This is a genomic window from Streptomyces misionensis (assembly GCF_900104815.1).
GTDB classification, from domain to species: Bacteria; Actinomycetota; Actinomycetes; order Streptomycetales; family Streptomycetaceae; genus Streptomyces; species Streptomyces misionensis.
The window spans coordinates 3483656-3503774 of the sequence record NZ_FNTD01000004.1 but is presented as its reverse complement, the minus strand read 5'-3'; the positions used below and the strand labels follow the sequence as shown (position 1 = coordinate 3503774).

21 protein-coding genes are annotated in these 20119 nt (G+C 73.1%); 8 read left to right on the top strand and 13 right to left on the bottom strand.

The features are described from left to right. The first annotated feature begins 89 nt into the window (after nucleotides 1–89). A complete protein-coding gene (locus tag BLW85_RS17510; RefSeq protein WP_079172355.1) occupies nucleotides 90–710 on the top strand; it encodes a ScbR family autoregulator-binding transcription factor in 621 nt (206 codons plus the stop codon). A gap of 24 nt (nucleotides 711–734) precedes the next feature. Here the strand turns inward: BLW85_RS17510 and BLW85_RS17505 are convergent, their stop codons facing one another. Beyond that, a complete protein-coding gene (locus BLW85_RS17505; RefSeq protein ID WP_074992542.1) occupies nucleotides 735–2048 on the bottom strand; it encodes a M6 family metalloprotease domain-containing protein in 1314 nt (437 codons plus the stop codon). 311 nt (nucleotides 2049–2359) lie between these two features. Here BLW85_RS17505 and BLW85_RS17500 point away from each other — a divergent pair, with 311 nt between their 5' ends. Beyond that, the gene (locus BLW85_RS17500) at nucleotides 2360–3019 is read left to right on the top strand and encodes a TetR/AcrR family transcriptional regulator (protein ID WP_074992541.1); all 660 of its coding nucleotides are present in this window, start codon (nucleotides 2360–2362) and stop codon (nucleotides 3017–3019) included. 122 nt (nucleotides 3020–3141) lie between these two features. Next, entirely contained in the window at nucleotides 3142–4677 is a 1536-nt protein-coding gene (locus tag BLW85_RS17495) for an MFS transporter (protein WP_074992540.1), read from the top strand. Between the two features lie 31 nt (nucleotides 4678–4708). Here BLW85_RS17495 and BLW85_RS17490 read toward each other — a convergent pair whose 3' ends face one another. Continuing rightward, a complete protein-coding gene (locus BLW85_RS17490; protein WP_070023773.1) occupies nucleotides 4709–5221 on the bottom strand; it encodes a MarR family winged helix-turn-helix transcriptional regulator in 513 nt (170 codons plus the stop codon). 141 nt (nucleotides 5222–5362) lie between these two features. On the opposite strand from BLW85_RS17490, the gene BLW85_RS17485 reads away from it, so the two are divergent. Continuing rightward, complete coding sequence (locus BLW85_RS17485) at nucleotides 5363–6166, top strand: dioxygenase family protein (protein WP_425275336.1); 804 nt, start codon at nucleotides 5363–5365, stop codon at nucleotides 6164–6166. 38 nt (nucleotides 6167–6204) lie between these two features. On the opposite strand, the gene BLW85_RS17480 is transcribed toward BLW85_RS17485, so the two are convergent. Next, the gene (locus tag BLW85_RS17480) at nucleotides 6205–6726 is read right to left on the bottom strand and encodes a GNAT family N-acetyltransferase (protein WP_244174869.1); all 522 of its coding nucleotides are present in this window, start codon (nucleotides 6724–6726) and stop codon (nucleotides 6205–6207) included. Between the two features lie 200 nt (nucleotides 6727–6926). Here BLW85_RS17480 and BLW85_RS17475 point away from each other — a divergent pair, with 200 nt between their 5' ends. Continuing rightward, entirely contained in the window at nucleotides 6927–7925 is a 999-nt protein-coding gene (locus BLW85_RS17475; RefSeq protein ID WP_070023771.1) for a sigma-70 family RNA polymerase sigma factor, read from the top strand. A gap of 682 nt (nucleotides 7926–8607) precedes the next feature. Next, nucleotides 8608–9426: a TetR/AcrR family transcriptional regulator gene (locus tag BLW85_RS17470; protein WP_074992538.1), complete on the top strand. Its 819-nt coding sequence runs from the start codon at nucleotides 8608–8610 to the stop codon at nucleotides 9424–9426. Here BLW85_RS17470 and BLW85_RS17465 read toward each other — a convergent pair. Then, nucleotides 9423–10484, bottom strand: coding sequence for a helix-turn-helix transcriptional regulator (locus BLW85_RS17465; RefSeq protein WP_074992537.1), 1062 nt, complete (start codon nucleotides 10482–10484; stop codon nucleotides 9423–9425). The genes BLW85_RS17470 and BLW85_RS17465 overlap by 4 nt on opposite strands. A gap of 154 nt (nucleotides 10485–10638) precedes the next feature. On the opposite strand from BLW85_RS17465, the gene BLW85_RS17460 reads away from it, so the two are divergent. Next, the gene (locus BLW85_RS17460) at nucleotides 10639–10890 is read left to right on the top strand and encodes a hypothetical protein (protein WP_074992536.1); all 252 of its coding nucleotides are present in this window, start codon (nucleotides 10639–10641) and stop codon (nucleotides 10888–10890) included. A gap of 60 nt (nucleotides 10891–10950) precedes the next feature. Here BLW85_RS17460 and BLW85_RS17455 read toward each other — a convergent pair whose 3' ends face one another. The 4 genes from BLW85_RS17455 to BLW85_RS17440 all read right to left on the bottom strand — a co-directional run bounded on the left by BLW85_RS17455 (nucleotide 10951) and on the right by BLW85_RS17440 (nucleotide 15513). Beyond that, nucleotides 10951–11697 (bottom strand): DUF6227 family protein, encoded by a 747-nt coding sequence (locus BLW85_RS17455; RefSeq protein WP_074992535.1) that lies wholly within the window; start codon nucleotides 11695–11697, stop codon nucleotides 10951–10953. 158 nt (nucleotides 11698–11855) lie between these two features. Beyond that, complete coding sequence (locus tag BLW85_RS17450) at nucleotides 11856–13067, bottom strand: L,D-transpeptidase (protein ID WP_208624852.1); 1212 nt, start codon at nucleotides 13065–13067, stop codon at nucleotides 11856–11858. A gap of 141 nt (nucleotides 13068–13208) precedes the next feature. Beyond that, the gene (locus BLW85_RS17445) at nucleotides 13209–14234 is read right to left on the bottom strand and encodes a P1 family peptidase (protein WP_074992534.1); all 1026 of its coding nucleotides are present in this window, start codon (nucleotides 14232–14234) and stop codon (nucleotides 13209–13211) included. A 40-nt stretch (nucleotides 14235–14274) separates the two neighbouring features. After that, a complete protein-coding gene (locus BLW85_RS17440; RefSeq protein WP_070023766.1) occupies nucleotides 14275–15513 on the bottom strand; it encodes a low temperature requirement protein A in 1239 nt (412 codons plus the stop codon). Between the two features lie 94 nt (nucleotides 15514–15607). On the opposite strand from BLW85_RS17440, the gene BLW85_RS39420 reads away from it, so the two are divergent. Beyond that, nucleotides 15608–15784, top strand: a complete 177-nt coding sequence (locus BLW85_RS39420) for a hypothetical protein (protein WP_167381412.1) — start codon at nucleotides 15608–15610, stop codon at nucleotides 15782–15784. Nucleotides 15785–15803: 19 nt separating this feature from the next. Here the strand turns inward: BLW85_RS39420 and mscL are convergent, their stop codons facing one another. From mscL to BLW85_RS17415, 5 genes are all read right to left on the bottom strand, one after another. Next, complete coding sequence (gene mscL, locus BLW85_RS17435; RefSeq protein WP_070023765.1) at nucleotides 15804–16265, bottom strand: large conductance mechanosensitive channel protein MscL; 462 nt, start codon at nucleotides 16263–16265, stop codon at nucleotides 15804–15806. 138 nt (nucleotides 16266–16403) lie between these two features. Further along, complete coding sequence (locus BLW85_RS17430; protein ID WP_107409136.1) at nucleotides 16404–16937, bottom strand: hypothetical protein; 534 nt, start codon at nucleotides 16935–16937, stop codon at nucleotides 16404–16406. Nucleotides 16938–17359: 422 nt separating this feature from the next. Next, complete coding sequence (locus BLW85_RS17425) at nucleotides 17360–18193, bottom strand: S-methyl-5'-thioadenosine phosphorylase (protein ID WP_070023762.1); 834 nt, start codon at nucleotides 18191–18193, stop codon at nucleotides 17360–17362. 127 nt (nucleotides 18194–18320) lie between these two features. Next, nucleotides 18321–18626 carry an FmdB family zinc ribbon protein gene (locus BLW85_RS17420; protein ID WP_074992533.1) on the bottom strand — a complete coding sequence of 102 codons (306 nt, stop codon included), beginning with the start codon at nucleotides 18624–18626 and terminating at the stop codon, nucleotides 18321–18323. A 67-nt stretch (nucleotides 18627–18693) separates the two neighbouring features. Then, nucleotides 18694–19989 (bottom strand): MFS transporter, encoded by a 1296-nt coding sequence (locus BLW85_RS17415; RefSeq protein ID WP_070023760.1) that lies wholly within the window; start codon nucleotides 19987–19989, stop codon nucleotides 18694–18696. Between the last annotated feature and the right edge of the window lie 130 nt (nucleotides 19990–20119).

Genomic DNA, 20119 nt, shown 5'->3' with positions numbered 1-20119 from the left:
TGGTTTCGGCGCCGGTCCACGGATAAAATACCGTCAAGAAGGTCTTCTTATCTCTCGCGGGTTGCGCCCGCACAGGAAGCGAGGCAGCGATGGGCACGGACGACACGGTGGCCGGTTCCCGGCGGACCGCGGCTGCCGCCGTGCGGGGCCGCCCCCGCCAGGAGCGGGCGCTGCGCACCCGGGAGCTGGTGCTCCAGGCCGCCGCGCGGGCCTTCGCCGACGGCGGGTTCCCCGATGTGACCGTGCTGGACATCGCCGAGTACGCCGGGATGACCAAGGGCGCGGTCTACTTCCACTACTCCGGCAAGGAGGAGCTGGCCGCGGCCGTCTCGCAGGGCTTCTACGCCAAGCTGCGGGAGCTGGCCGAGGCGACCGAGTCCCTCGGTCTGCCGCCGCGCGAACGGGTCGTGGAGTTCCTGATGCGCACCGCGGTCGCCTTCCGGGACGACGTGGTCATCCAGGCGGGCGCCCGGCTCCAGATCGAGCACTCGCAGATCGGCTCCGCGCTGCCGGTGCCCTATCACGAGTACACCGACATCCTGGCCCGCTGGCTGCTGGAGGACGCCCGGGACGGCCGCCCGCCGCAGGCGCTCGCCCGCGTGCTCGTCTCCGCGGTCTTCGGCGCCCAGCACATCTCGTGGATCCTCGACGGACGGGCCGACATCGTGGAGCGGATCGAGGAGATCGTGGCCGCCACGCTCGCCGTCTGACCTCCCGCCGGGCGGCGGACGGGGTCAGGTGCGGGTGACCCGGACCCGGTAGTCGCCGTCGTCGTCCACGCCCGTCACCCGCACCTCGATCCCGTGGCGCGGGTCCTTGAAGGTCTCGCCGGGGGTGAAGGGGGCGTCGGAGAGTTCGGCCTGGACGTTGGGGCTGCGGGTGCAGCCGCCGGTCTCGCGGTGCGAGTCGTAGACGGTGACCGGGCCGCGGCCGGTGTCGACCGTGGCGTCCACCTTGTAGACGAGGACGCCGGGACAGCAGACCACCTCGTCGTTGCCGCCCTGGGCGCGCACCTCCAGGGCGTAGGCGGTGTGGCCGTCGACCGGGATGATCACCAGCTTGCCGCCGCCCGCCCGGTGGAGCGGGGTCAGGGAGTACTCGACGCTGCCCGGCCGGGCGGCGCAGCCCACCTGGGTGCCGTCCAGCCAGCCCAGCTTCCACTTGTCCCAGCCGAGCATGTCGTTGTTGGCGCCCCAGTCCTCGCTCATGATGCTCCAGTGCCCCACCGAGCCCCCGCCGTCCTGGGTGTACAGGTCGGGCAGGCCGAAGGTGTGGCCGTTCTCGTGCGGCAGCACCCGGAAGCCGGTGCGCGGGAAGGAGCCGGAGCCGTCGTCCTGGCGGGAGTAGATGAAGGAGGCGTTGGAGACCGGCACCCCGTCGGCCACCGGAGCGTCCCCGTTCCCCGCGAAGGTCACCGACAGCACCGTGTCCAGCGCGGGCGGGCCGGCGTTCGGGGTGATCAGCACGTTGAGCAGGTCGTACGAGCGGAAGTCGACCTTGGGATCGGCCGCGGCGACGATGTCCTGCACCAGCTGCCGGTAGCCCGGCTCGAAGGGCGCGCCGCGCTCTATGCCGTACGAGGCGAACGGCTTCGGCATCCGCAGCCAGCCGGTGACCGGCGTCTCGGCCCGGTAGTCCAGGCGGCCGTAGGAGGAGGTGCGGAACCAGTCCTCGGTGCGCGGGAAGAACTCGTGGAAGCGGTCCATCGCGCTGCCCGGCCCGGGGGCGTCGGAGAAGTCGACCATCAGGGTCAGGGCGTGCACGGTGCCCGTGGAGCGGGCGTAGCCGTGCCGGGTGGGCACGCCCTCGGACATCTGCACGTCCGGGCCGCCGTGGATCATGCAGGGCGAGAAGGCGGAGGAGCGGGCCAGGCCGATCGGCCCGGCGGCGGAGGGCGCCGTGAGGCGGGCGGTCCCGGCCGAGGTGCTGATCGCGAGGGTCAGCGCGGTCACCGCGGCGAGGGCGGCCGTCCGGCGCGAGCGTATGCGGCGCGTGCCTATGCCGGCCGGGTCCGGGTCGGGTATGCGGCGGGACGACTGCGGCTGCATGCATGGACCCCTTCGCTCCACGGCAGCCCCCGGACTCCGGCTGCGCCCTTGCGATCACCCTGTGTCGGTGACCCGGCGGGCGCGCGCTGGGCGAGACCGATCGTGCGAAGGGCGGGACCGATCGTGGGAAGCGGGGTACACGACGGGGTGAATCACGGGGCCACAAGAGCGTGTTCCAGGTCACACGCTTTCTTTCCGGGGCCGGAAATAAGTGGGGACCCTCTCCCCGTTTGGAAGTGTGTCCGCCCGAAACGGGGAGCGCGTCCCCGGATCGGCCGGCCCGAAGAACTTCGACATCCGAGGAGTACGCCGTGACGACCGCGACCCGTTCCGCGCCGCGCAAGGTGACCCGGCCCCGCGCCGACGCCCTGCGCAACCGCGAGCGGATCGTCACCGCCGCCCGGGAGATGTTCGTCGAGCACGGCCCCGATGTGCCGCTGGACGAGATCGCCCGCCGGGCCGGCGTCGGCAACGCCACGCTGTACCGCAACTTCCCCGACCGCGACGCCCTCGTCCGCGAGGTCGTCTGCTCCGTGATGGACCGCACGGCCGAGGCGGCCGAGTGCGCCCTGGCGGAGACCGGGGACGCCTTCACCGCGCTGGAGCACTTCGTGCACACCGCCGCCGACGAGCGGATCAGTGCCCTGTGTCCGATGGTCTCCAGCACCTTCGACCGTCACCACCCCGACCTGGAGGCCTCCCGCGAGCGTGTCGAAAGCCTCGTGGAGGAGGTCATGGGCCGAGCGGTGGCGGCCGGCCAACTCCGGTCCGACGTGGGCGCCTTCGATCTGCTGGTCGCCGTCGCCCAGCTGAGCCGGCCCCCGGCCGGCACGGACTGCCTGCGCGGCGACCGGTTCGTCCACCGGCACCTCCAGATCTTCCTCGACGGCCTGCGGGCCCCCGCTCGCTCGGCCCTGCCGGGCCATGCCGTCACCGTCGAGGAGCTGCGTCAGTCCTGCCCGACCGCGTAGCTCCGCGCGATCCGACGTTCGTTCACTGTCCCGACACCTTCCGTTCTCTGTCGATTTCTCGTCATTTTTCCGTCACGACGTCCTGAAGTCCGTCGTCTCGAAGTCCCGAAGTGGGTACCCCCATGTCCGAAGCCGTCAAGGCTCCCGGCCTCATCGCGCGCAGCGGTGACGCCAACCGCTGGAAGGCGCTCGTCTTCATCGCGCTCGCCCAGCTGATGGTCGTCCTCGACTCCACCATCGTGAACATCGCCCTGCCGTCGGCCCAGAAGGACCTCGGCATATCCGACGGCAACCGGCAGTGGGTCGTCACGGCCTACGCGCTCGCCTTCGGCGGTCTGCTGCTCTTCGGCGGCCGGATCGCCGACAAGTGGGGCCGCCGGCGAGCCTTCCTCACCGGTCTGGTCGGTTTCGCCCTCGCCTCCGCGCTCGGCGGTCTGGCCACCTCCGGCCCGATGATGTTCGGCGCCCGTGCCCTCCAGGGCGTCTTCGGCGCGCTGCTGGCCCCGGCCGCGCTGTCCCTGCTGGCCGTGATGTTCACGGACGCCCGGGAGCGTGCCAAGGCGTTCGGCATCTACGGCGCCATCGCGGGCGGCGGCGGTGCCGTCGGCCTGATCCTCGGCGGTTTCCTCACCGAGTACCTGGACTGGCGCTGGACGTTCTTCGTCAACGTGCCGTTCGCCATCGTCGCCGCGCTCGGCGCCACCCTCGTCATCCGGGAGCCGGAGGGCGGCCGCAACCGCTCCCCGCTCGACATCCCCGGCGTGGTCCTGTCCACCCTCGGCCTGGTCGCGCTGGTCTACGGCTTCACGCGCGCCGAGTCCGACGGCTGGGGCGACGCCGTGACCGTGTCCATGTTCGTCGCGTCCGTGGTGCTGCTGCTGGCGTTCGTGCTGGTCGAGTCGCGGGTCAAGGCCCCGCTGCTGCCGCTGCGCGTGGTCCGCGACCGCAACCGCGGCGGCATCTACCTCTCCCTCGGCCTCGCCATCATCGGCATGTTCGGCCTGTTCCTCTTCCTGACCTACTACCTGCAGATCGTGAAGGGCTACACGCCGGTCAAGACGGGCTTCGCGTTCCTGCCGATGGTGGCCGGCATGATCACCGGCTCCACCCAGATCGGCACCCGGCTGATGACCCGGGTCCGGGCCCGGCTGCTGATGGGCCCCGGCTTCCTGGTGGCCGGCCTCGGCATGCTGCTGCTGACCCAGCTGGAGATCGGCTCCTCGTACGTCACCCTGCTGCTGCCCGCGATGGTGCTGCTCGGCCTCGGCATGGGCACGGCCTTCATGCCGGCCATGTCCCTGGCCACCCAGGGCGTCGAGCCCCGGGACGCCGGTGTCGCCTCCGCGATGGTCAACACCTCGCAGCAGGTGGGCGGCGCGATCGGCACCGCCCTGCTGAACACGATCGCCGCGTCCGCGAAGACGTCGTACTTCAAGGACCACATCGGCGGCGCCGTCACCAAGCCGCAGCAGCAGCTGGTCGGGCTGCAGAGCATGGTGCACGGCTACACCTCGGCGATCGCCTTCGCCGTCGGCATCCTCGGGATCGCCGCGCTGATCGCCTTCACCTTCGTCAACGCCGGCCGTCCGGGCTCCACCACGGTGGCCTCCGGCACGGGCGCCGAGGACGAGGTGCCGGTGCCGGTGGTGGCCCACTGAACACGGCGGTGAGCCAGCGCTCCTCGCAGAGCTAGCGCAGCCAGGGCAGGTCCGCGCCCGCCTCGTCCGGCTGCAGGCCCTCGGCGACGATCTCCATGATCTCGCCGAGGGCCTTCTGCTGTTCCGGGCTGAGCCGGTCGAACAGGGCCTGGCGCACGGCGGTGACATGGCCCGGCGCGGTACGGCCGAGCACCGCGGCGCCCTCCTCGGTGAGCACCGCCAGCTGGCCGCGCTTGTCGGAGGGGCAGTTCTCCCGCCGTACCCAGCCGCTCTTCTCCAGCCGGGCGACGGCGTGCGACAGCCGGGAGCGGGTGATCTTCGCCTTCATCGCCAGCTCCGTCATCCGCAGCCGGCGCCGCGGCGCCTCGGCGAGGGTGACGAGGAGGCCGTAGTAGACGTGCGGCATGCCCGCGTCACGCTGCAACTGCCGGTCGAGGTGGTCCTCCAGCAGGGTGGTGGCGTGCAGATACGCGCGCCAGACGCGCTGTTCCTCGGCGGTGAGCCAGCGGTGTGCCGTGTCGGCGGAGTCCGGTGCCGTATTCATGCACCCACTTTACGAAGGGTCTTTTTTGAAACTTGAATCAGTGGGGCGTACGGTGGTAACTAGAACTTGAGAGTTAAAGTATTCAGGAAGTGTCCGGCCCATCGCAGCGATGGTCCGCCGGAACGACCGGGAGCCGCCGTCATGTCCGTCGCCACCCCCGCCGCAGGCCGGGAGCGCATGCCCGCCCTGTACCTCAGCCACGGCGCGCCGCCGCTCGCCGACGACCCGGTGTGGCCCGGCCAGCTCGCCGACTGGGCCGCGGCGCTGCCCCGCCCGAAGGCGATCCTCGTCGTCTCCGCCCACTGGGAGGAGGCGCCGCTCGCCCTCGGCGCCGTCGAGACCGTCCCGCTCGTGTACGACTTCTGGGGCTTCCCCGAGCACTACTACCAGGTCCGGTACGCCGCCCCCGGCGCACCCGCGCTCGCCGAGTCCGTGCGCAAGCTGCTGCGCGCCCCCGGCACCCCCGTCCAGGACGTCCCGGACCGGGGCCTGGACCACGGCGCCTACGTCCCCCTGGTCGAGATGTACCCGGACGCCGACATCCCCGTGCTCCAGGTGTCCATGCCCACCCTCGACCCGGTGCGGCTGATGGAGACCGGCCGCAGGCTCGCCCCGCTGCGCGACGAGGGCGTGCTGATCGTCGGCTCCGGCTTCTTCACCCACAACCTCGCCGCCCTGCGCCACACCGGCCCGGGCGTTCCCGCCTGGTCCGCCGAGTTCGACGACTGGGGCCGGCGCGCCCTCGCGGACCGCGACTGGGACGCCCTCCTCGACTTCTCCGTCAAGGCCCCGGCCGGCCGCTACGCGCACCCCCGCACCGAACACTTCGCCCCGCTCTTCGTCACCATGGGCGCGGCGGACGCCGGCGGCGGGCTGGACGCCCACAGGTCGGTGATCGACGGCTTCTGGATGGGCCTGGCCAAGCGGTCGGTGCAGTTCGGATAGGCCCGGACCGGCCCCGGCGGCCGCTCTGGCGGGCCCGGCTACAGCTCCTTCTCGAACCAGGCCACGTCCCAGTAGCGGCCGAACTTGCGGCCCACCTCGCGGAAGGTGCCGACGGGCCGGAAGCCGAAGCGCGCGTGCAGCCGCACGGAGGCTTCGTTCGGCTGGGTGATCCCGGCGTAGGCGCGGTGCAGGTCCTGGCCGGACAGGGCCGTGAAGAGGGCGTCGTAGAGCAGGGTGCCGATGCCGCGCCGGCCCGCGTCCGGGGCGACGTACACCGAGGTCTCCACGGAGGTCGCGTAGGCGGGCCGCGCGCGGTGCGGGCCGGAGGTGGCGTACCCGAGGACCCGCGGGGCACTGGTGTCCGGTGCGGCCTCCGTGGCAACCATCAGGCGGTGCGGGCCGTCTTCCGGGTGGGAGAGCAGCCAGGGGCGGCGCTCCCCCGGAGTGAGGGCCACGGTGTCGAACGTGACGGGGGTCGTGCGGACGTAGTGGTTGTAGATCTCCGTGAGGGCGCCGAGGTCCCCCTCGCCCCCCGGCCTGACCTGCACCTCTGTGGACACGGACGTCCCCTCCCCTCGCGCGCGGCGGAACAGGGTACTGCATGATCAGAAAAATCGGTGGGCGGGTTGGGAATTCTGTCCGGATTCCAGTCGTTGTTTCCATCGGATGCAGGGCACTCAGGGGAGAGTCCAGGACAGGTCCCCGAGTGCCGAGCGTTCAGCAGGACCACCCGCCAGCCCACCATCGCAAGGGAGCACGCATGGCAACCCGTGCCGTCGCCCGTCGTCAGTCCGCCTCCGGCGAGACGGCCGACTCGGCAAGCAGGCTTCGCGCTCATGGCGGCGAGATCGCGGACCGCGACCTGGTCGGCATGTACCTCGACGAGATCGCGCGTACGCCGCTGCTCGACGCCGCAAAGGAGGTCGAGCTGTCCCAGACCATCGAGGCGGGTGTGTTCGCGCGGCAGGTCCTCGACGGGTTCGAGGAGACGGCCGCGGACGCCACCCGCGAGGAGCTCCAGGCCCTGGTCGACGCGGGTGAGCGGGCCAAGGACGTCTTCATCCGCTCCAACCTCCGCCTGGTCGTGGCCGTCGCCCGGCGCTACCCGCGCAGCGGTCTGCCCCTGCTCGACCTGATCCAGGAGGGCAACGCCGGCCTGGTGCGCGCCGTGGAGAAGTTCGACTACCGCAAGGGCTTCAAGTTCTCCACGTACGCCACCTGGTGGATCCGCCAGGCGATCACCCGCTCCATAGCCGACCAGTCGCGCACCATCCGGCTCCCCGTCCACCTGGTGGAGGAGCTGGGCCGCATCCGCCGGGTGCAGCGCGAGTTCAACCGGGAGCACGGCCGCGACCCGGAGCCCGCGGAGATCGCCGCGGAGCTGGGCTCGACGCCCGAGCGCGTCACCGACGTCCTCGACTGGGCCCGCGACCCGGTCTCCCTGAACATGTCGGTGGACGACGAGGGCGAGACCCAGTTCGGCGACCTGCTGGAGGACACCTCGGCGGTCAGCCCCGAGCAGTCCGTCCTCACCCTGCTGCGCAGCGAGGAACTGGACGACCTGATCGGCCGGCTGGACCAGCGCACCGCGTCCATCATCAAGATGCGGTACGGCATCGAGGACGGCCGCGAGCGCACCCTGACCGAGGTCGGCAAGGAGCACGGCCTGACCCGCGAGCGCATCCGCCAGATCGAGAAGCACGCCCTGCTCGAACTGAAGAAGCTGGCCCGCGACACCGGCTTCGACGCGGCGGCGTGACCCGTCCGGGCGCCTGAGCCCACGGCAGCACCGCGCGCCGGTCCGCGCCGTGGGGCGGGGCAGCGTACGCCCGGTGGCGAAAGACGGCGCAAACACGGCGCCCGGCCGCCGCTTCAACTCCCGGGCCCGAGGGAACAACCCTTCCGGGCCCGGAAGCGGGCCTCTCGAACGGCCGCACTCCCCACAGAGCACCTTTCGCACGGACGCACCGCCCGAACCGCACCCCACGCACCACCCGGCCGGCCCCCACGCGAGCCACGTCCCGACGCACATCCCCCCCCCGGCGTTGGGACTTCCCAGAGCCGGGCTCCGGCGCCCACACCCCCCCCGGGCGCCGGAGCCCGGCTCCTTTTGCGCGCGGTGCGCGTTCGCGCCGCTGCCGTGCGGGGTGACGGTGCCCCCGGGAACCGGGCGACCGGCTCGTAACGGCGTTTCCGCGCCATGGGGCGGGAGACGGCTGCCGTGTCCGCCCCCCCGCCCGGGGGCTTCCGCTGCGGGAGCGGGCCGGTCCGTGTGACGCTGGGGGAGCGGCCCGGCGCGAGGGACGCGAGAGTGCGCGAGGCGGCGCAGTGGGGAGCGCCGGAACGGCCGGGGGCACGGCAGGCGGCGGCCCACCCCGTACCTGAACCCCGGGGTGAACCGCCGGATGGCAGATTCTGCCACACCGACATAGCCTGCCGAGATGAGCACCACCCCCCGTCCCACCCCCGGCTCCACCCCGCCGTACCCCTCCCTCACCGAGCGCCGCAAGGCCGAGACCCGGATGGAGATCGCGCGGGCGGCGGCCGCCCTCTTCGTCCGCCAGGGCCTGCGGGCCACCCGCGCCGAGGACATCGCCCGCCAGGCGGGCATCGCACCGCGCACGTTCTACCGCTACTTCGCCACCAAGGAGGAGGCGGTCGCGCCCCTGTACGCCGCCGGTGCCCAGCGCTGGGCGGAGGCGGTGCGCACCGCCCCGGCCCGCCTCTCCGTCCCGCAGGCCCTGGAGCACGCGGTCGAGCACACCCTCCTGCCCGGCGTGGGCGTCTCCGCGGCCTCCTGGGAGTGGGTGCGCACCCTGATCCGGCTGACCGACACCAGCCCCGCCCTGCGCAGGGTCTGGGCCGAGGTGGGCCAGACCTCGGAGGACGCGCTGGCGGAGATCCTGGCACGACGGCTGTCCTCTCCCACGTGGGCCGAGCCGATGCGGGAGGCGGCTGCCGACGGGGAAGCGGGAACCGGCGGGGAAGCGGCGACCGGTGAGGAGGCGGCGACCGGTGAGGAGGCGGCTGCGGGTGAGGGGGAGGCCGTCGGCGAGGAGTCCGTGCCGGCCGAAGCGCCCGTCCCGGTGATCACCCCCGATCTGCGCTTCGCCGCCGCGGTGGCCGGCAGCGCCGTCCGCGTGGCCGTGAAGTCCTGGGCCGCCACCGCGTCCCCGCCCGCCGGCCCGGACGGCCCCGCCGCCCTGGCACTGCGCAACCTCAGGGCCCTGGACGCCTTCGCCTGGAACGGGGAACGCTAGGGCCTGCCTTCCGGCCCGTGCCGGGGCGGTCGGGGGCTTCCCTCCCGGACGTCCGCGCCGGGGCCGTGCGGCCCGGCCGGGCCGTCCTGTGGGGCCCCGCCGCCCGCCCGGCTCAGTCGGCCCCCCAACTCCCTCACCGCCGCCGTCAGTTCCTCCGGGGCCCGCACCGTGAACTCGTACCCGGTCAGCGCCAGCCGGACCGCCAGCCACTCGGCCGGGCCACTGGCGTCGCCCCGCAGGACACAGCCGCCCCCGCCGTCGTCCACGGGTGTCCCCAGCCACGCCCGGACCCGCTCGGCGACCTCCTCGGCCGGTGCGGCGAACCGCACCTCGAACGCATAGGTCTCCGGGCCCCCTTGGATGGACCGCCGCAGGTACTCGGCGGCGCCACCGGCCGGGAACTCCCGTGCCGCGAAGCGGACTCCGGTGGCGAACGGCTCGCTCAGCCGGTCCACCCGGAACGTGCGCCAGCCGGCGCGGTCGAGGTCGTAGGCGACCAGGTACCAGCGGCGCCCCGCCGACATCAGCCGGTACGGCTCGGTCAGCCGGCGGGATTCGCCGCCGTCCTTGTCGCGGTAGGCGAACCGCAGCCGCTCCCGGCCCGCCACCGCCCCGGCCAGCGCGGTCAGCGTCTGTGGCGCGATGCTCGTGCCGTCCTCGCCGGGCAGCGGGGTGATCGCCGCCTGGAGCGTGGCGACCCGCCGGCGCAGCCGGGCCGGCAGCACCTGCTCCAGCTTGGCGAGGGCCCGTACCGACGCCTCTTCCACCCCGGACACGGCGTGCGCCGCGCCGGCCCGCAGCCCCACCGCGATGGCGACGGCCTCCTCGTCGTCCAGCAGCAGCGGCGGCATCGCCTTTCCCGCGACCAGCCGGTACCCGCCGTCCGCGCCCTTGGACGCCTCCACCGGGTAGCCCAGCTCCCGCAGTCGGTCGATGTCGCGCCGCACGGTACGACGGGACACCCCGAGCCGCTCCGCCAGCTCACCGCCGGGCCACTCGCGGGGCGTCTGGAGGAGGGAGAGCAGCTGCAACAGCCGTGCCGGGGTGGCGGTCGTCATGCGTACGAGGATGCCGCACCGCCGGGCCGCCGTCCGGCCCGCGTGCGCTTCGTCCCGCTCGTCCCCTTTGGTGCGGTGCTGTGTTGTTCACGGCACCTGCGAGATACATCACGGTCCGGGGCCGTAGGGCCGTGTGTGGTGTGTACTGGAAGGCATGCCCGAGCATCTCTCGACGATCCAGCTGGCAGCCGCGGCCATCCTCACCGTCGCCGGTGTGGTCTGGGCGATCGGCGTCCTGCGTCTGCTGCGCCGGTATCGGTCACAGGCGATGCGCGAACTCGCGGCCCCCCGCCTGCCGTTCCTCCCGGCCCAGCCGGGGACCGGCCCCCTGCGGGAGTCGGTGGAGCTGACCCCGGCCGAACAGGACGCCTTCGCCGGACTGATACGGCAGCTCGGCCACCGCTGACCCGCCCGGCCTTCCGGACCGGCCCGCAGCACCCGCCTGCCGCCCGGCCCGGCCGCCGCGCTAGCCCTGTCGGGCCGCGCGCCGTTCCATCGCGGAGCGGGCCGCCTCCTCCGACGTGTACACCTCGCACATGTGGCGCCCGTCCGGCGTCGCCGTGTGCTCGACCTCCCACAGGGAGGCCTCGCTGCCGTCCGGCAGCAGGAACGCGTGCTCGTAGAGCACGTAGCTCACCCCCGCCCGGCCCACCCGGCCCGGGCGGCCGAACGCCTGGGTGATCTCATGGGCCGTCGCCGTGGCCAGCAGGGCCGCCGTGCGGGCGTCGGGGCGGTCCGGGTTCTCCGCGCGGCGCAGCAGCCGGCGGACGTGGTCGGCGCAGTCGCCGGAGACGAACACGTGCCGGGGCGTGGGGACCGCCCACAGCCGGATCGGCGCGGGCAGCTCCAGCTCGGGGGCGTCCGGCGCCAGCCCGAGGCGCGCGGTGGCCGCCCCCAGCTCCTCCTCGTCCGCGTACACCTCGTGCTCCGGGGCGCCGCCCGGGGTGGTGTTGTGCGCCAGCTCCCACAGCGTGACGGCCGAACCGTCGGCGAGCAGCCAGGTGTGCCGGTACGTCTCCCGGTGCAGCCCGGCGCTGTGGTGCGCCGAGTGCAGCGAACTGTCGTGGGCCAGCGCGCAGTCGAGCCGCCGGATCACCTCGTCGGGCAGCTCGAAGGAGTTCAGGGCACGGCCGAGGAGCCGCGCGAGGTGCTCCTCGGGAGACTCGGGCGACTCGGCTGGTTCGTACGCTGCCGTCTCGTACGGAACGCTCAAGGCATCTCCCGGCGTTGCTGCATGTCACCTTGTGGGTGCATACCGTAGCCCCTCGGTCGGACATCGTGTCCCGGGATTGAGGAAAACGAACACCGGGAAAACGCGCGGGCCGCGCGAGAAGTTCCCGCGCGGCCCCACGTGAGGTCAAAAGCCGCCGCTCAGGCGGCACTTCCGGCGGTCCAGGCGCTCCAGGACATGTTCCAGCCGTTGAGGCCGTTGTCCGGGGAGACCGTGGAGTCGGGGGAGTTCTTCACGATGACGACGTCGCCGACGAGCGAGTTGTCGAAGAACCACTTCGCGGGGGTGTCGCCCTGCGCGCCCTGCACGTCCGCGAGGCCGACGCAGCCGTGGCTGGTGCCCTGGCGGCCGAAGGGCGGGTTGCCGCGGTTGTACCAGTAGTTGCCGTGGATGAAGGTGCCCGAGGTGGTCAGCCGCATCGCGTGCGGCACGTCCGGGATGTCGTACTCCCCGCCGAAGCCGACCGTCGAGCCGTTCATCCGGGTCTGGGTGAACTTCTCGGAGATCACCATCTGCCCGTTGTACGTGGTGTGCTGCGGGCTGCCCGCGGAGATCGGCACCGTCTTGAGCGTCTGGCCGTCCCGCACCACGGTCATCGTCTCGGTGTTGACGTCGACCGTGGAGACCTGGGAGCGCCCGACGGTGAAGGAGACGGTCTTCTTCTGCACGCCGTAGACGCCCTGGGCGCCCTGCACGCCGTCCAGGTCGATGTTCATCGTGACCTTGGAGCCGGCCTTCCAGTACTCCTGCGGCCGGAAGTCCAGACGGCGGTCGCCGAACCAGTGCCCGACCACCTGCTGGCCGCTGCTGGAGTTGACCGTGATGTGCGACTGCACGGCCTTCTTGTCGGTGATCGACTTGTCGAAGGTGAACGACACCGGCATGCCCACGCCGACCGTGGAGCCGTTGTCCGGCGTGTAGGTGCCGATGAAGCTGTTGGCGGAACTCACCGTGGTGAAGATGGCGTTGGCCGCCGCCGGGCGCCCGTCGGCGTCCTTGGCGGCCGCGGCTATCTGGTACTTCGTGCCGCGCTCCAGCTGCTGCTTCGGCTTCCAGCTGTGGCCGTCGGTGGATATCGCCCCCGGCACGGTCTGCCCGGACCCGGCCACGGTCATCTTCACGTCCGTCAGCCTGCCGTCGCTGACCTTCACGCCGGTCGCGTTGATGGACGCGTCCGTGGCGCCGTCCTTCGCCGAGATCGCTATCTTCGCCGTCGAGGTCTTGGGGGAGTCCTTGCCGCCGCTGTTGGAGGCGTTGGCGTTGCCGCCGCAGGCGGTCAGGGTGAGGGCGCCGACCATCAGGGCGGCACAGGCCCCCACTGCGCGCCGCGCTGTAATGTCCGGCGTTGTCACGGGCTGCTCCAGGTTCGTGTGATGTGAGTGATCCGTTCCAGCGTCAATAAAGAGCGCGCAAACCCTCGCTGAGGTTCCCGGCAACGCCCCGGAACAGCATGACGTGACGAAACCGCGACAATCCCCGTCCTCACCAGGTCTCTACGGGTGCCCGTACAACTCCCCGTACGACGGCCACGTCCCGCCGGGTCCGTCCACCGACTCGGCCGCGCGCACGGCCCGTACGATCGCCCGGGTCACCAGGTCCGCGCCCGCGGCGAGCAGTTCGTTGAGGGCCCGCGGGTGCGTGTCCAGCGGACGGGCGCCGGTGGCCAGGGCGAAGACGGTGTCGCCGTCGTGCAGCAGATGGACCGGGCGCACGGCGCGGGCGATGCCGTCGTGGGCGGTGCCCGCCAGCTTCTGGGCCTGGGCCTTGGACAGGTCCGCGTCGGTCGCGACCACCGCGAGCGTCGTGTTCAGCGGCGGCGGCGCGCTGCCGGCCCCCGCCTCCGCCAGCCGCCGCCGCGCCGCCTCGTGCACGCGCTGCTCCGGGTAGGCGACCCGGCCCTCGTACAACTCCCCGTACAGCACCCCCGTCCTCGGATCCAGCACCGAGCCCGCGGCGTTGGCGACCACCAGCGCGGCCACCGTGATCCCCGAGCCGAGCACCGTGCTCGCGGTGCCCACCCCGCCCTTGAGCGGGCCGGCCGCCGCGCCGGTGCCGGCCCCCACGCAGCCCTGCGGCACCGGGGCGCCCGGCGCGGTCGCGGCCGCCGCCTCCACCGCGGCCCGTCCCGTCGCGGCGTCCGGCCGGGCGCGGAAGTCGCCGCCGCGCCCCAGGTCGAAGACGCACGCGGCGGGCACCACCGGCACGACGTGCGCCGGGTCCGTCCCCACCGGCACGCCCCGCCCGCGCTCCTCCAGCCAGGCCATCACCCCGGACGCCGCGTCGAGCCCGTAGGCGCTGCCCCCGGTGAGCACGATCGCGTCGATCCGCTGGACCATGTTGCGCGGATCGAGGGCGTCGGTCTCCTTGGTGCCGGGCCCGCCCCCGCGTACGTCCACGGCGGCGACGGCGCCGCCCTCCGGGGCCAGTACGACCGTGGTCCCGGTGAGCCGGCCGTTCCCGGTGCGGGTGGCGTGCCCCACCCGCACCCCGGCGACGTCGGTCAGTGCGTCGACTGTCATGCCGGCCAGTCTGGCCCACTCCCGGCCGCCGCCGAAGGGGTCAGCCGGCCGGTGTCGTGGCGGTCGCCGCGCGTTGCCCGCGCACCGTGCGCGCCGTCAGCGTCACCCCGGCCGCCACCGCCGCCGCGCAGACCAGGCCCGCCGCGAGCACCGCCCGGTCGCCGAGGAAGGTGCAGCAGAGCACCAGCAGGGCCGCGACCGGCAGCACCAGTTGCTGGGCGATGCCCACCTTGAAGTGCCGGGCGTGCAGCGCCCAGACGGCCAGCAGGTACAGCGCCGTGGGCAGGGTCACCGCCGCCGAGGCGGCCGTCGCGGAGAGGTGCGAGGAGCCGACGGCCTGCTCCACGGACACCTCCAGGCCCGCGCCGATCGCCGCCGCCGACGCGAAGATCAGGTAGTGGCCGTAGCCCCACAGGAACGCCCGCTTGCTGGAGCGCAGATGGCCGTGGATGGGCACCACGAAGTAGATCCACCAGGCGGAGAAGACGATCAGGAGCCCGCCGCCCGCGATCGGCACCAGCTCGCCCAGCGCGGAGTGCCTGTCCACGGCCGACTTCACCGCGACCGTGGCCGCGGAGATCGTCTCGCCGAGCACGATGATCGTGAACAGGCCGTACCGCTCGGCGATGTGGTGCGGATGCCAGGACGTCTCGTGGTGGCGCTCGGCGAACAGCGGCACGCACATCTCCAGGATCGCCATCACCAGGAACACCCAGGGGCGGGCCGGCTGCGGCAGCACGACCAGACCGAGCCAGCCGACCTGGCACAGCAGCACGCCGCCCGCGTACCGCAGCGTGGCCTGGCGCTCGGTGCCCCCGGCCGTGCGCGCCGCTCTCAGCCACTGGGTGGCCATCGCCACCCGCATGATCGCGTAGCCGAGCCATACCGCCAGGAACTCGTGCCGCTGGAAGCCCTGGGAGACACCGGCGGCCAGCACCAGGACGCCGGCGATCTGCACCAGCGTGACGACCCGGTAGGGCACGTCGTCGTTGTCGTACGCCGAGGCGAACCAGGAGAAGTTCATCCAGGCCCACCAGATGGCGAAGAACAGCATGGCGTAGTCGAGGACCCCGGTGCCCGGGTGCCCGTTGCCGATGGCGTGCACCAACTGCACGCCCGCTTGTGCGATCGCCACGACGAAGCACAGGTCGAAGAAGAGCTCCAGCGGGGAGGAGACCCGGTGGGCCTCCTCACGCCCGCGCGCGGTGAGCCGTTTCACGGGGGCGGAGGGGTGCGGGGCGCCGGGGGAGGCGGGGGCCGGGGTGGAACTGGACGTCATGGCTCCCAGCAGATCAGAAAACCGGGCCACCGGCTGGTGAAGGGCCGCACAAGCGGCCGGAGGGCCTTTGGGACGCAGGTCGTACCCTGGACGCATGAGCGACGCCCCCGCATCCGAGCCGCGCGACCCGAAGCCCGCGCTGGTCTTCGACGACCCGCTGGACCAGCAGTCCTCGGACGACACCGACCGCGGCTGGGGCGAGCGGCCGGACGGCGACAGCGCGTCCGACCTCAAGCGCTTCCTCGACGAGAAGCCGCCGCACCACATCTGAGCCGGCGGCGGACACCGGTCTAACGTTTGTCGTCGTGCCCCGCCGCGCGCTGGGCCAGCAGCGCGTCGCGGATCTCCTTGAGGACCTCCAGCTCGGTCACCTCGACGATCTCCTTCGTGCCCTCCCGCGCCGCCTTGCGGTCCGCCTGGCGGGCCAGGTACTTCGACATCGGCAGGACCATCAGGAAGTACACGACGGTCGCGGTGATCAGGAAGGACAGCGCCGCGCCGAGGACGGAGCCCCACATCAGCTGGATGCCGTGCGTCCCGTGGCACGAGCTGCTCAGGCACGTGCTGTAGTTGTCCAGGTTCTGCGTGCCGATCGCACCGACCAGCGGGTTGATGATCCCCTTCACCAGCGCGTTCACGATGTTCGTGAAGGCGGCGCCGATGACCACCGCCACGGCCAGGTCGATGACGTTGCCGCGCATCAAGAAGGCCTTGAAGCCCTGCAAGACGCTCGGTTCCTTCTTCGCGCTCACCTCTGGGACGCTCCTCGTGTACACAAGTTGTGGAACAAAACGCTCCGCAACCTACGGCACGGTGCCGCCATCGTGTCCAATCCTGTCCCTCGAACGAGCGACTTGACGGCGAGTCGTCAAGCAGCGGACCGCCCGGGTTCAGCACAGCGTCACCGCCAGTCGCGCCGTGGCGCCCGCACCGACGAGCGCCGTCGCCGTGGCGCGCGGCACCGCCAGCACGATCAGCGCGCCGCCCTCGGCCACGCCGTCCGGCGGCCGCGGCACCCTCGTCACCCGCGCTCCGCGCGCGAGCACCCGGGCACCGCTCCCGGCCGCCGCGTCCTGCGCGGCCACGACGTCCACCCGGTCACCGGGGCGCAGCAGCCGGACCGTGTCCGCGTCCGCGATCCGCACGGGTGCCGCCACCAGTTCCGCCGGGTGCTGCCGGTGCGGCGCGGCCGCCGGGTGTCCGCGCGCGTATCCGGTGTGCGGCGCCGCGGCGGGGCGGCCCGCCGGAGCGCGCGGCCCCGCCGCCACCAGGGCCGCCGCGGTCACCGCGAGGCCGGCCGCCACCGCCCGCCCCCGGTGCCGTACCAGCCGCTGCACCCGGTACCTCCCGCCGCGCACCCGCACCGGGGCGAACGGCGGCACCTCGCAGGTCGCGGGCGCGTCCGTGCCCAGGGGCCGCGGCAGCCGCGGAAAAGGCGACGGCCCGGCGGACGGGGGCGGAGGAGGTGGGGGCGGTGGCGGCGAAGGCAGAGGGGACGAGGACGGGGAAGGCCAGGACGGGGAAGGCCAGGGCGGCAGGGGCGTGGGCAGGGAGGAGGACGGCTGGGCGGACAGGGGCGTGGGCATCGGGATCACCGCCTGCGACGAGGAATTCGGCTTGCGCTGCCACGATGACGCCTCGCGCCGAATCCCGCCGGAGCCTGTGGACCGCGGGCCGCCTGTGGACAACTCGCCCACCCGAACGAGCCGTTCCGCTCCCGCGGCGGGGAGCCCCCGCCCGCGCACCGGTCACGGCACGCCACCGACGTCCCCGGTCCGCTCTGGCCCTGCGCGCACGCCCCCAGCCCGCTACGGCACCCCGCTCCCGCTACGGCACCCCGCTCCCGCTACGGCAGCTCGAAGCCCGGGTCCATCCCCCCGAGCGCGTGCGTGCACAGGCAGTCCCGCGCCCCGTTCTCCGGCAGCGCGGCCACCGCGTCGAAGAGCACCCCGCGCAGCCGCTCCACATTGGCCGCGAACACCCGCAGCACCTCCTCGTGGGAGACGCCCTCGCCGGTCTCGGCGCCCGCGTCGAGGTCGGTGACCAGGGTCAGGGAGGTGTAGCACAGCTCCAGTTCGCGGGCGAGGGCCGCCTCGGGGTGGCCGGTCATGCCCACGACCGACCAGCCCTGCGCCTGGTGCCACAGCGACTCGGCGCGCGTGGAGAAGCGCGGTCCCTCGACCACGACCAGCGTGCCGCCGTCCACCGGCTCCCAGTCCCGGCCCCGGGCGGCCTTGAGCGCGACGGCCCGCCCGGTGGGGCAGTAGGGGTCGGCCAGGGAGACGTGCACGACGTTCGGCACCGTGCCGTCGGGCAGCGGCAGTCCGTCGAAGTAGGACTGCGCCCGGGACTTGGTGCGGTCGACGAACTGGTCCGGCACCAGCAGCGTGCCCGGCCCGTACTCGGGGCGCAGGCCGCCCACCGCGGAGGGGCCGAGCACCTGGCGCACGCCGAGGGAGCGCAACGCCCACAGGTTGGCGCGGTAGTTGATGCGGTGCGGCGGCAGGTGGTGGCCGCGGCCGTGCCGGGGCAGGAAGGCGACCCGCCGGCCGGCGATCTCGCCGATGAAGAGGGAGTCGCTGGGCGGCCCGTAGGGGGTGTCCACCCGGACCTCGGTCACGTCCTCGAGGAACGAGTAGAAGCCCGAGCCGCCGATTACGCCGATCTCTGCGTTCGCCATGGCCAAGACATTAGCTGGCCGCGCGCCCGCGCAGCAGGGGGTTCCGCGACGGCTTCCGCGCCCCGGCCGGGGGACGCCGAGGACCCCGCCGTCGTGCGACAGCGGGGCCGGCGTCGAGCGGAAGGCCTCAGGCGGCGGAGGTGCCGGTCGAGCTGGACGCCGACGACGCCGAGGGCGACTTCGAGTCGGACGACGAGGAGCCGGACGTCGACGACGAGCCGGACGACTTCGCCGCCGGGCTGCTGCTCGACGTGGAGCCGCGGGAATCGTTGCGGTAGAAGCCGGAGCCCTTGAAGACGATGCCGACCGCGGAGAACACCTTCTTCAGGCGGCCACCACAGTTGGGGCACTCGGTCAGGGCGTCGTCGGTGAACTTCTGCACCGCCTCGAGGCCCTCGCCGCACTCGGTGCACTGGTACTGGTAGGTCGGCACTGTCTTCCTCCTGGCACTCTCACTCAATGAGTGCTAACGACGCTCCATAGTGACGCATTCCCGGGGATCAGTCCACCGTCACCGGCGTGCGGTGACCGACGCCACGCGCCACCTCCTGGCTCTCCCGGCGTCCGGCGAGCCGTGAGCGCAGCGTGAGCAGGGTCACCAGGGCGAGCACCGTGCCGCCCATCGGCACCAGGAATCCCGAGCCGTCCCACAGCCGGTCCTCCAGCTGTCCGGCCACCGTGACCGCGGCCGCCTGGCCCAGCGCCACCGCGCCGGTCAGCCAGGTGAAGGCCTCCGTGCGCGCGCCCGCCGGCACCAGCTTGTCGACCAGCGTGTAGCCGGTGATCAGCGACGGCGCGATGCACATGCCGACCAGCAGGCCGAGCGCGCCGAGCAGCGGCACGGAGTGCGCCGTCCACAGCGCGGAGGCGGCCACCGCGAGCGCCGTGTAGCCGACGACCAGGCGGCGCTGGGGGGCCGCCTTCCAGGCGATGGCGCCGCAGACGATGCCGGACAGCATGTTGCCGGCGGCGAACACGCCGTACAGGACGCCGTTCAGACCGGGTTCGCCGATCGACTGGGTGAAGGCGGCCAGCGACACCTGCATGCCGCCGAAGACCGAGCCGATGCCGAGGAAGGTCACGACCAGCACGCGCACCCCGGGCACGCGCAGCGCGGAGCCGTGGTCCTCGCGGGTGTGCCCGTCCCGCGCGGTCCCCCGCGGCTGGGTGCTCTTCTGCGCGGCGAACAGCAGACCGCCGACGAGGGTCAGGCCGGCCTCGGTGAGCAGGCCGGCCGCCGGGTCGACGGCGGTGCACAGCGCGGTCGCCAGCAGGGGCCCGAAGACGAAGGTCAGCTCGTCGGTGACGGACTCGAACGCGGCGGCGGTGGCCATCAGGGGCGTGCCCTGGAGCTTCACGCCCCAGCGCGCCCGGACCATGGGGCCGACCTGCGGCACCGAGGCGCCGGTCGGCACGGCCGCCAGGAAGAGCGCCCACAGAGGGGCGTGCGCCAGCGCGAGCGCGGTCAGGGACAGGCCGGACAGCGCGTGCACCAGGACGCCGGGGAGCAGCACGGCGCGCTGGCCGTAACGGTCGGCCAGGCGCCCGCTGTAGGGCGCGAACAGCGCCATGGAGACGCCGGTGACGGCCGCGGCGGCGCCCGCGGCGCCGTACGAGCCGGTGGTGTGCTGCACCAGCAGCACGATGGAGAGGGTGAGCATCGCGAACGGCTGCCGCGCCGCGAAACCGGGGAGCAGGAAGGTCCACGCGCCGCGGGTGCGCAGCAGTGGTCCGTATCCCGGGCGGGAGGACGCCGTCGAGGTCTTCGCCGATTCGTCGGTGACCGTGGATACCACGGCCCGTGCCTTTCCGCCGCCTGGTAGCGCGCGGGCCCCGTGCGGGTCCGGTCGCCGAGAGCTGTCCTCTTGCGCGGACTGCGGTAGATACCGGCGCCCACGCACAGGTGGGGGGCGTCCCGGCCGCCAT

Coding starts and splice junctions, on each gene's coding strand:
- BLW85_RS39420 (WP_167381412.1), top strand. CDS start 15,608: ATGAGCGACGCCCCCGCATCCGAGCCGCGCGACCCGAAGCCCGCGCTG.
- BLW85_RS17495 (WP_074992540.1), top strand. CDS start 3,142: ATGTCCGAAGCCGTCAAGGCTCCCGGCCTCATCGCGCGCAGCGGTGAC.
- BLW85_RS17440 (WP_070023766.1), bottom strand. CDS start 15,513: ATGACGTCCAGTTCCACCCCGGCCCCCGCCTCCCCCGGCGCCCCGCAC.
- BLW85_RS17460 (WP_074992536.1), top strand. CDS start 10,639: ATGCCCGAGCATCTCTCGACGATCCAGCTGGCAGCCGCGGCCATCCTC.
- BLW85_RS17490 (WP_070023773.1), bottom strand. CDS start 5,221: ATGAATACGGCACCGGACTCCGCCGACACGGCACACCGCTGGCTCACC.
- BLW85_RS17465 (WP_074992537.1), bottom strand. CDS start 10,484: ATGACGACCGCCACCCCGGCACGGCTGTTGCAGCTGCTCTCCCTCCTC.
- BLW85_RS17475 (WP_070023771.1), top strand. CDS start 6,927: ATGGCAACCCGTGCCGTCGCCCGTCGTCAGTCCGCCTCCGGCGAGACG.
- BLW85_RS17470 (WP_074992538.1), top strand. CDS start 8,608: ATGAGCACCACCCCCCGTCCCACCCCCGGCTCCACCCCGCCGTACCCC.
- BLW85_RS17505 (WP_074992542.1), bottom strand. CDS start 2,048: ATGCAGCCGCAGTCGTCCCGCCGCATACCCGACCCGGACCCGGCCGGC.
- BLW85_RS17510 (WP_079172355.1), top strand. CDS start 90: ATGGGCACGGACGACACGGTGGCCGGTTCCCGGCGGACCGCGGCTGCC.
- BLW85_RS17425 (WP_070023762.1), bottom strand. CDS start 18,193: ATGGCGAACGCAGAGATCGGCGTAATCGGCGGCTCGGGCTTCTACTCG.
- BLW85_RS17485 (WP_425275336.1), top strand. CDS start 5,363: ATGTCCGTCGCCACCCCCGCCGCAGGCCGGGAGCGCATGCCCGCCCTG.
- BLW85_RS17445 (WP_074992534.1), bottom strand. CDS start 14,234: ATGACAGTCGACGCACTGACCGACGTCGCCGGGGTGCGGGTGGGGCAC.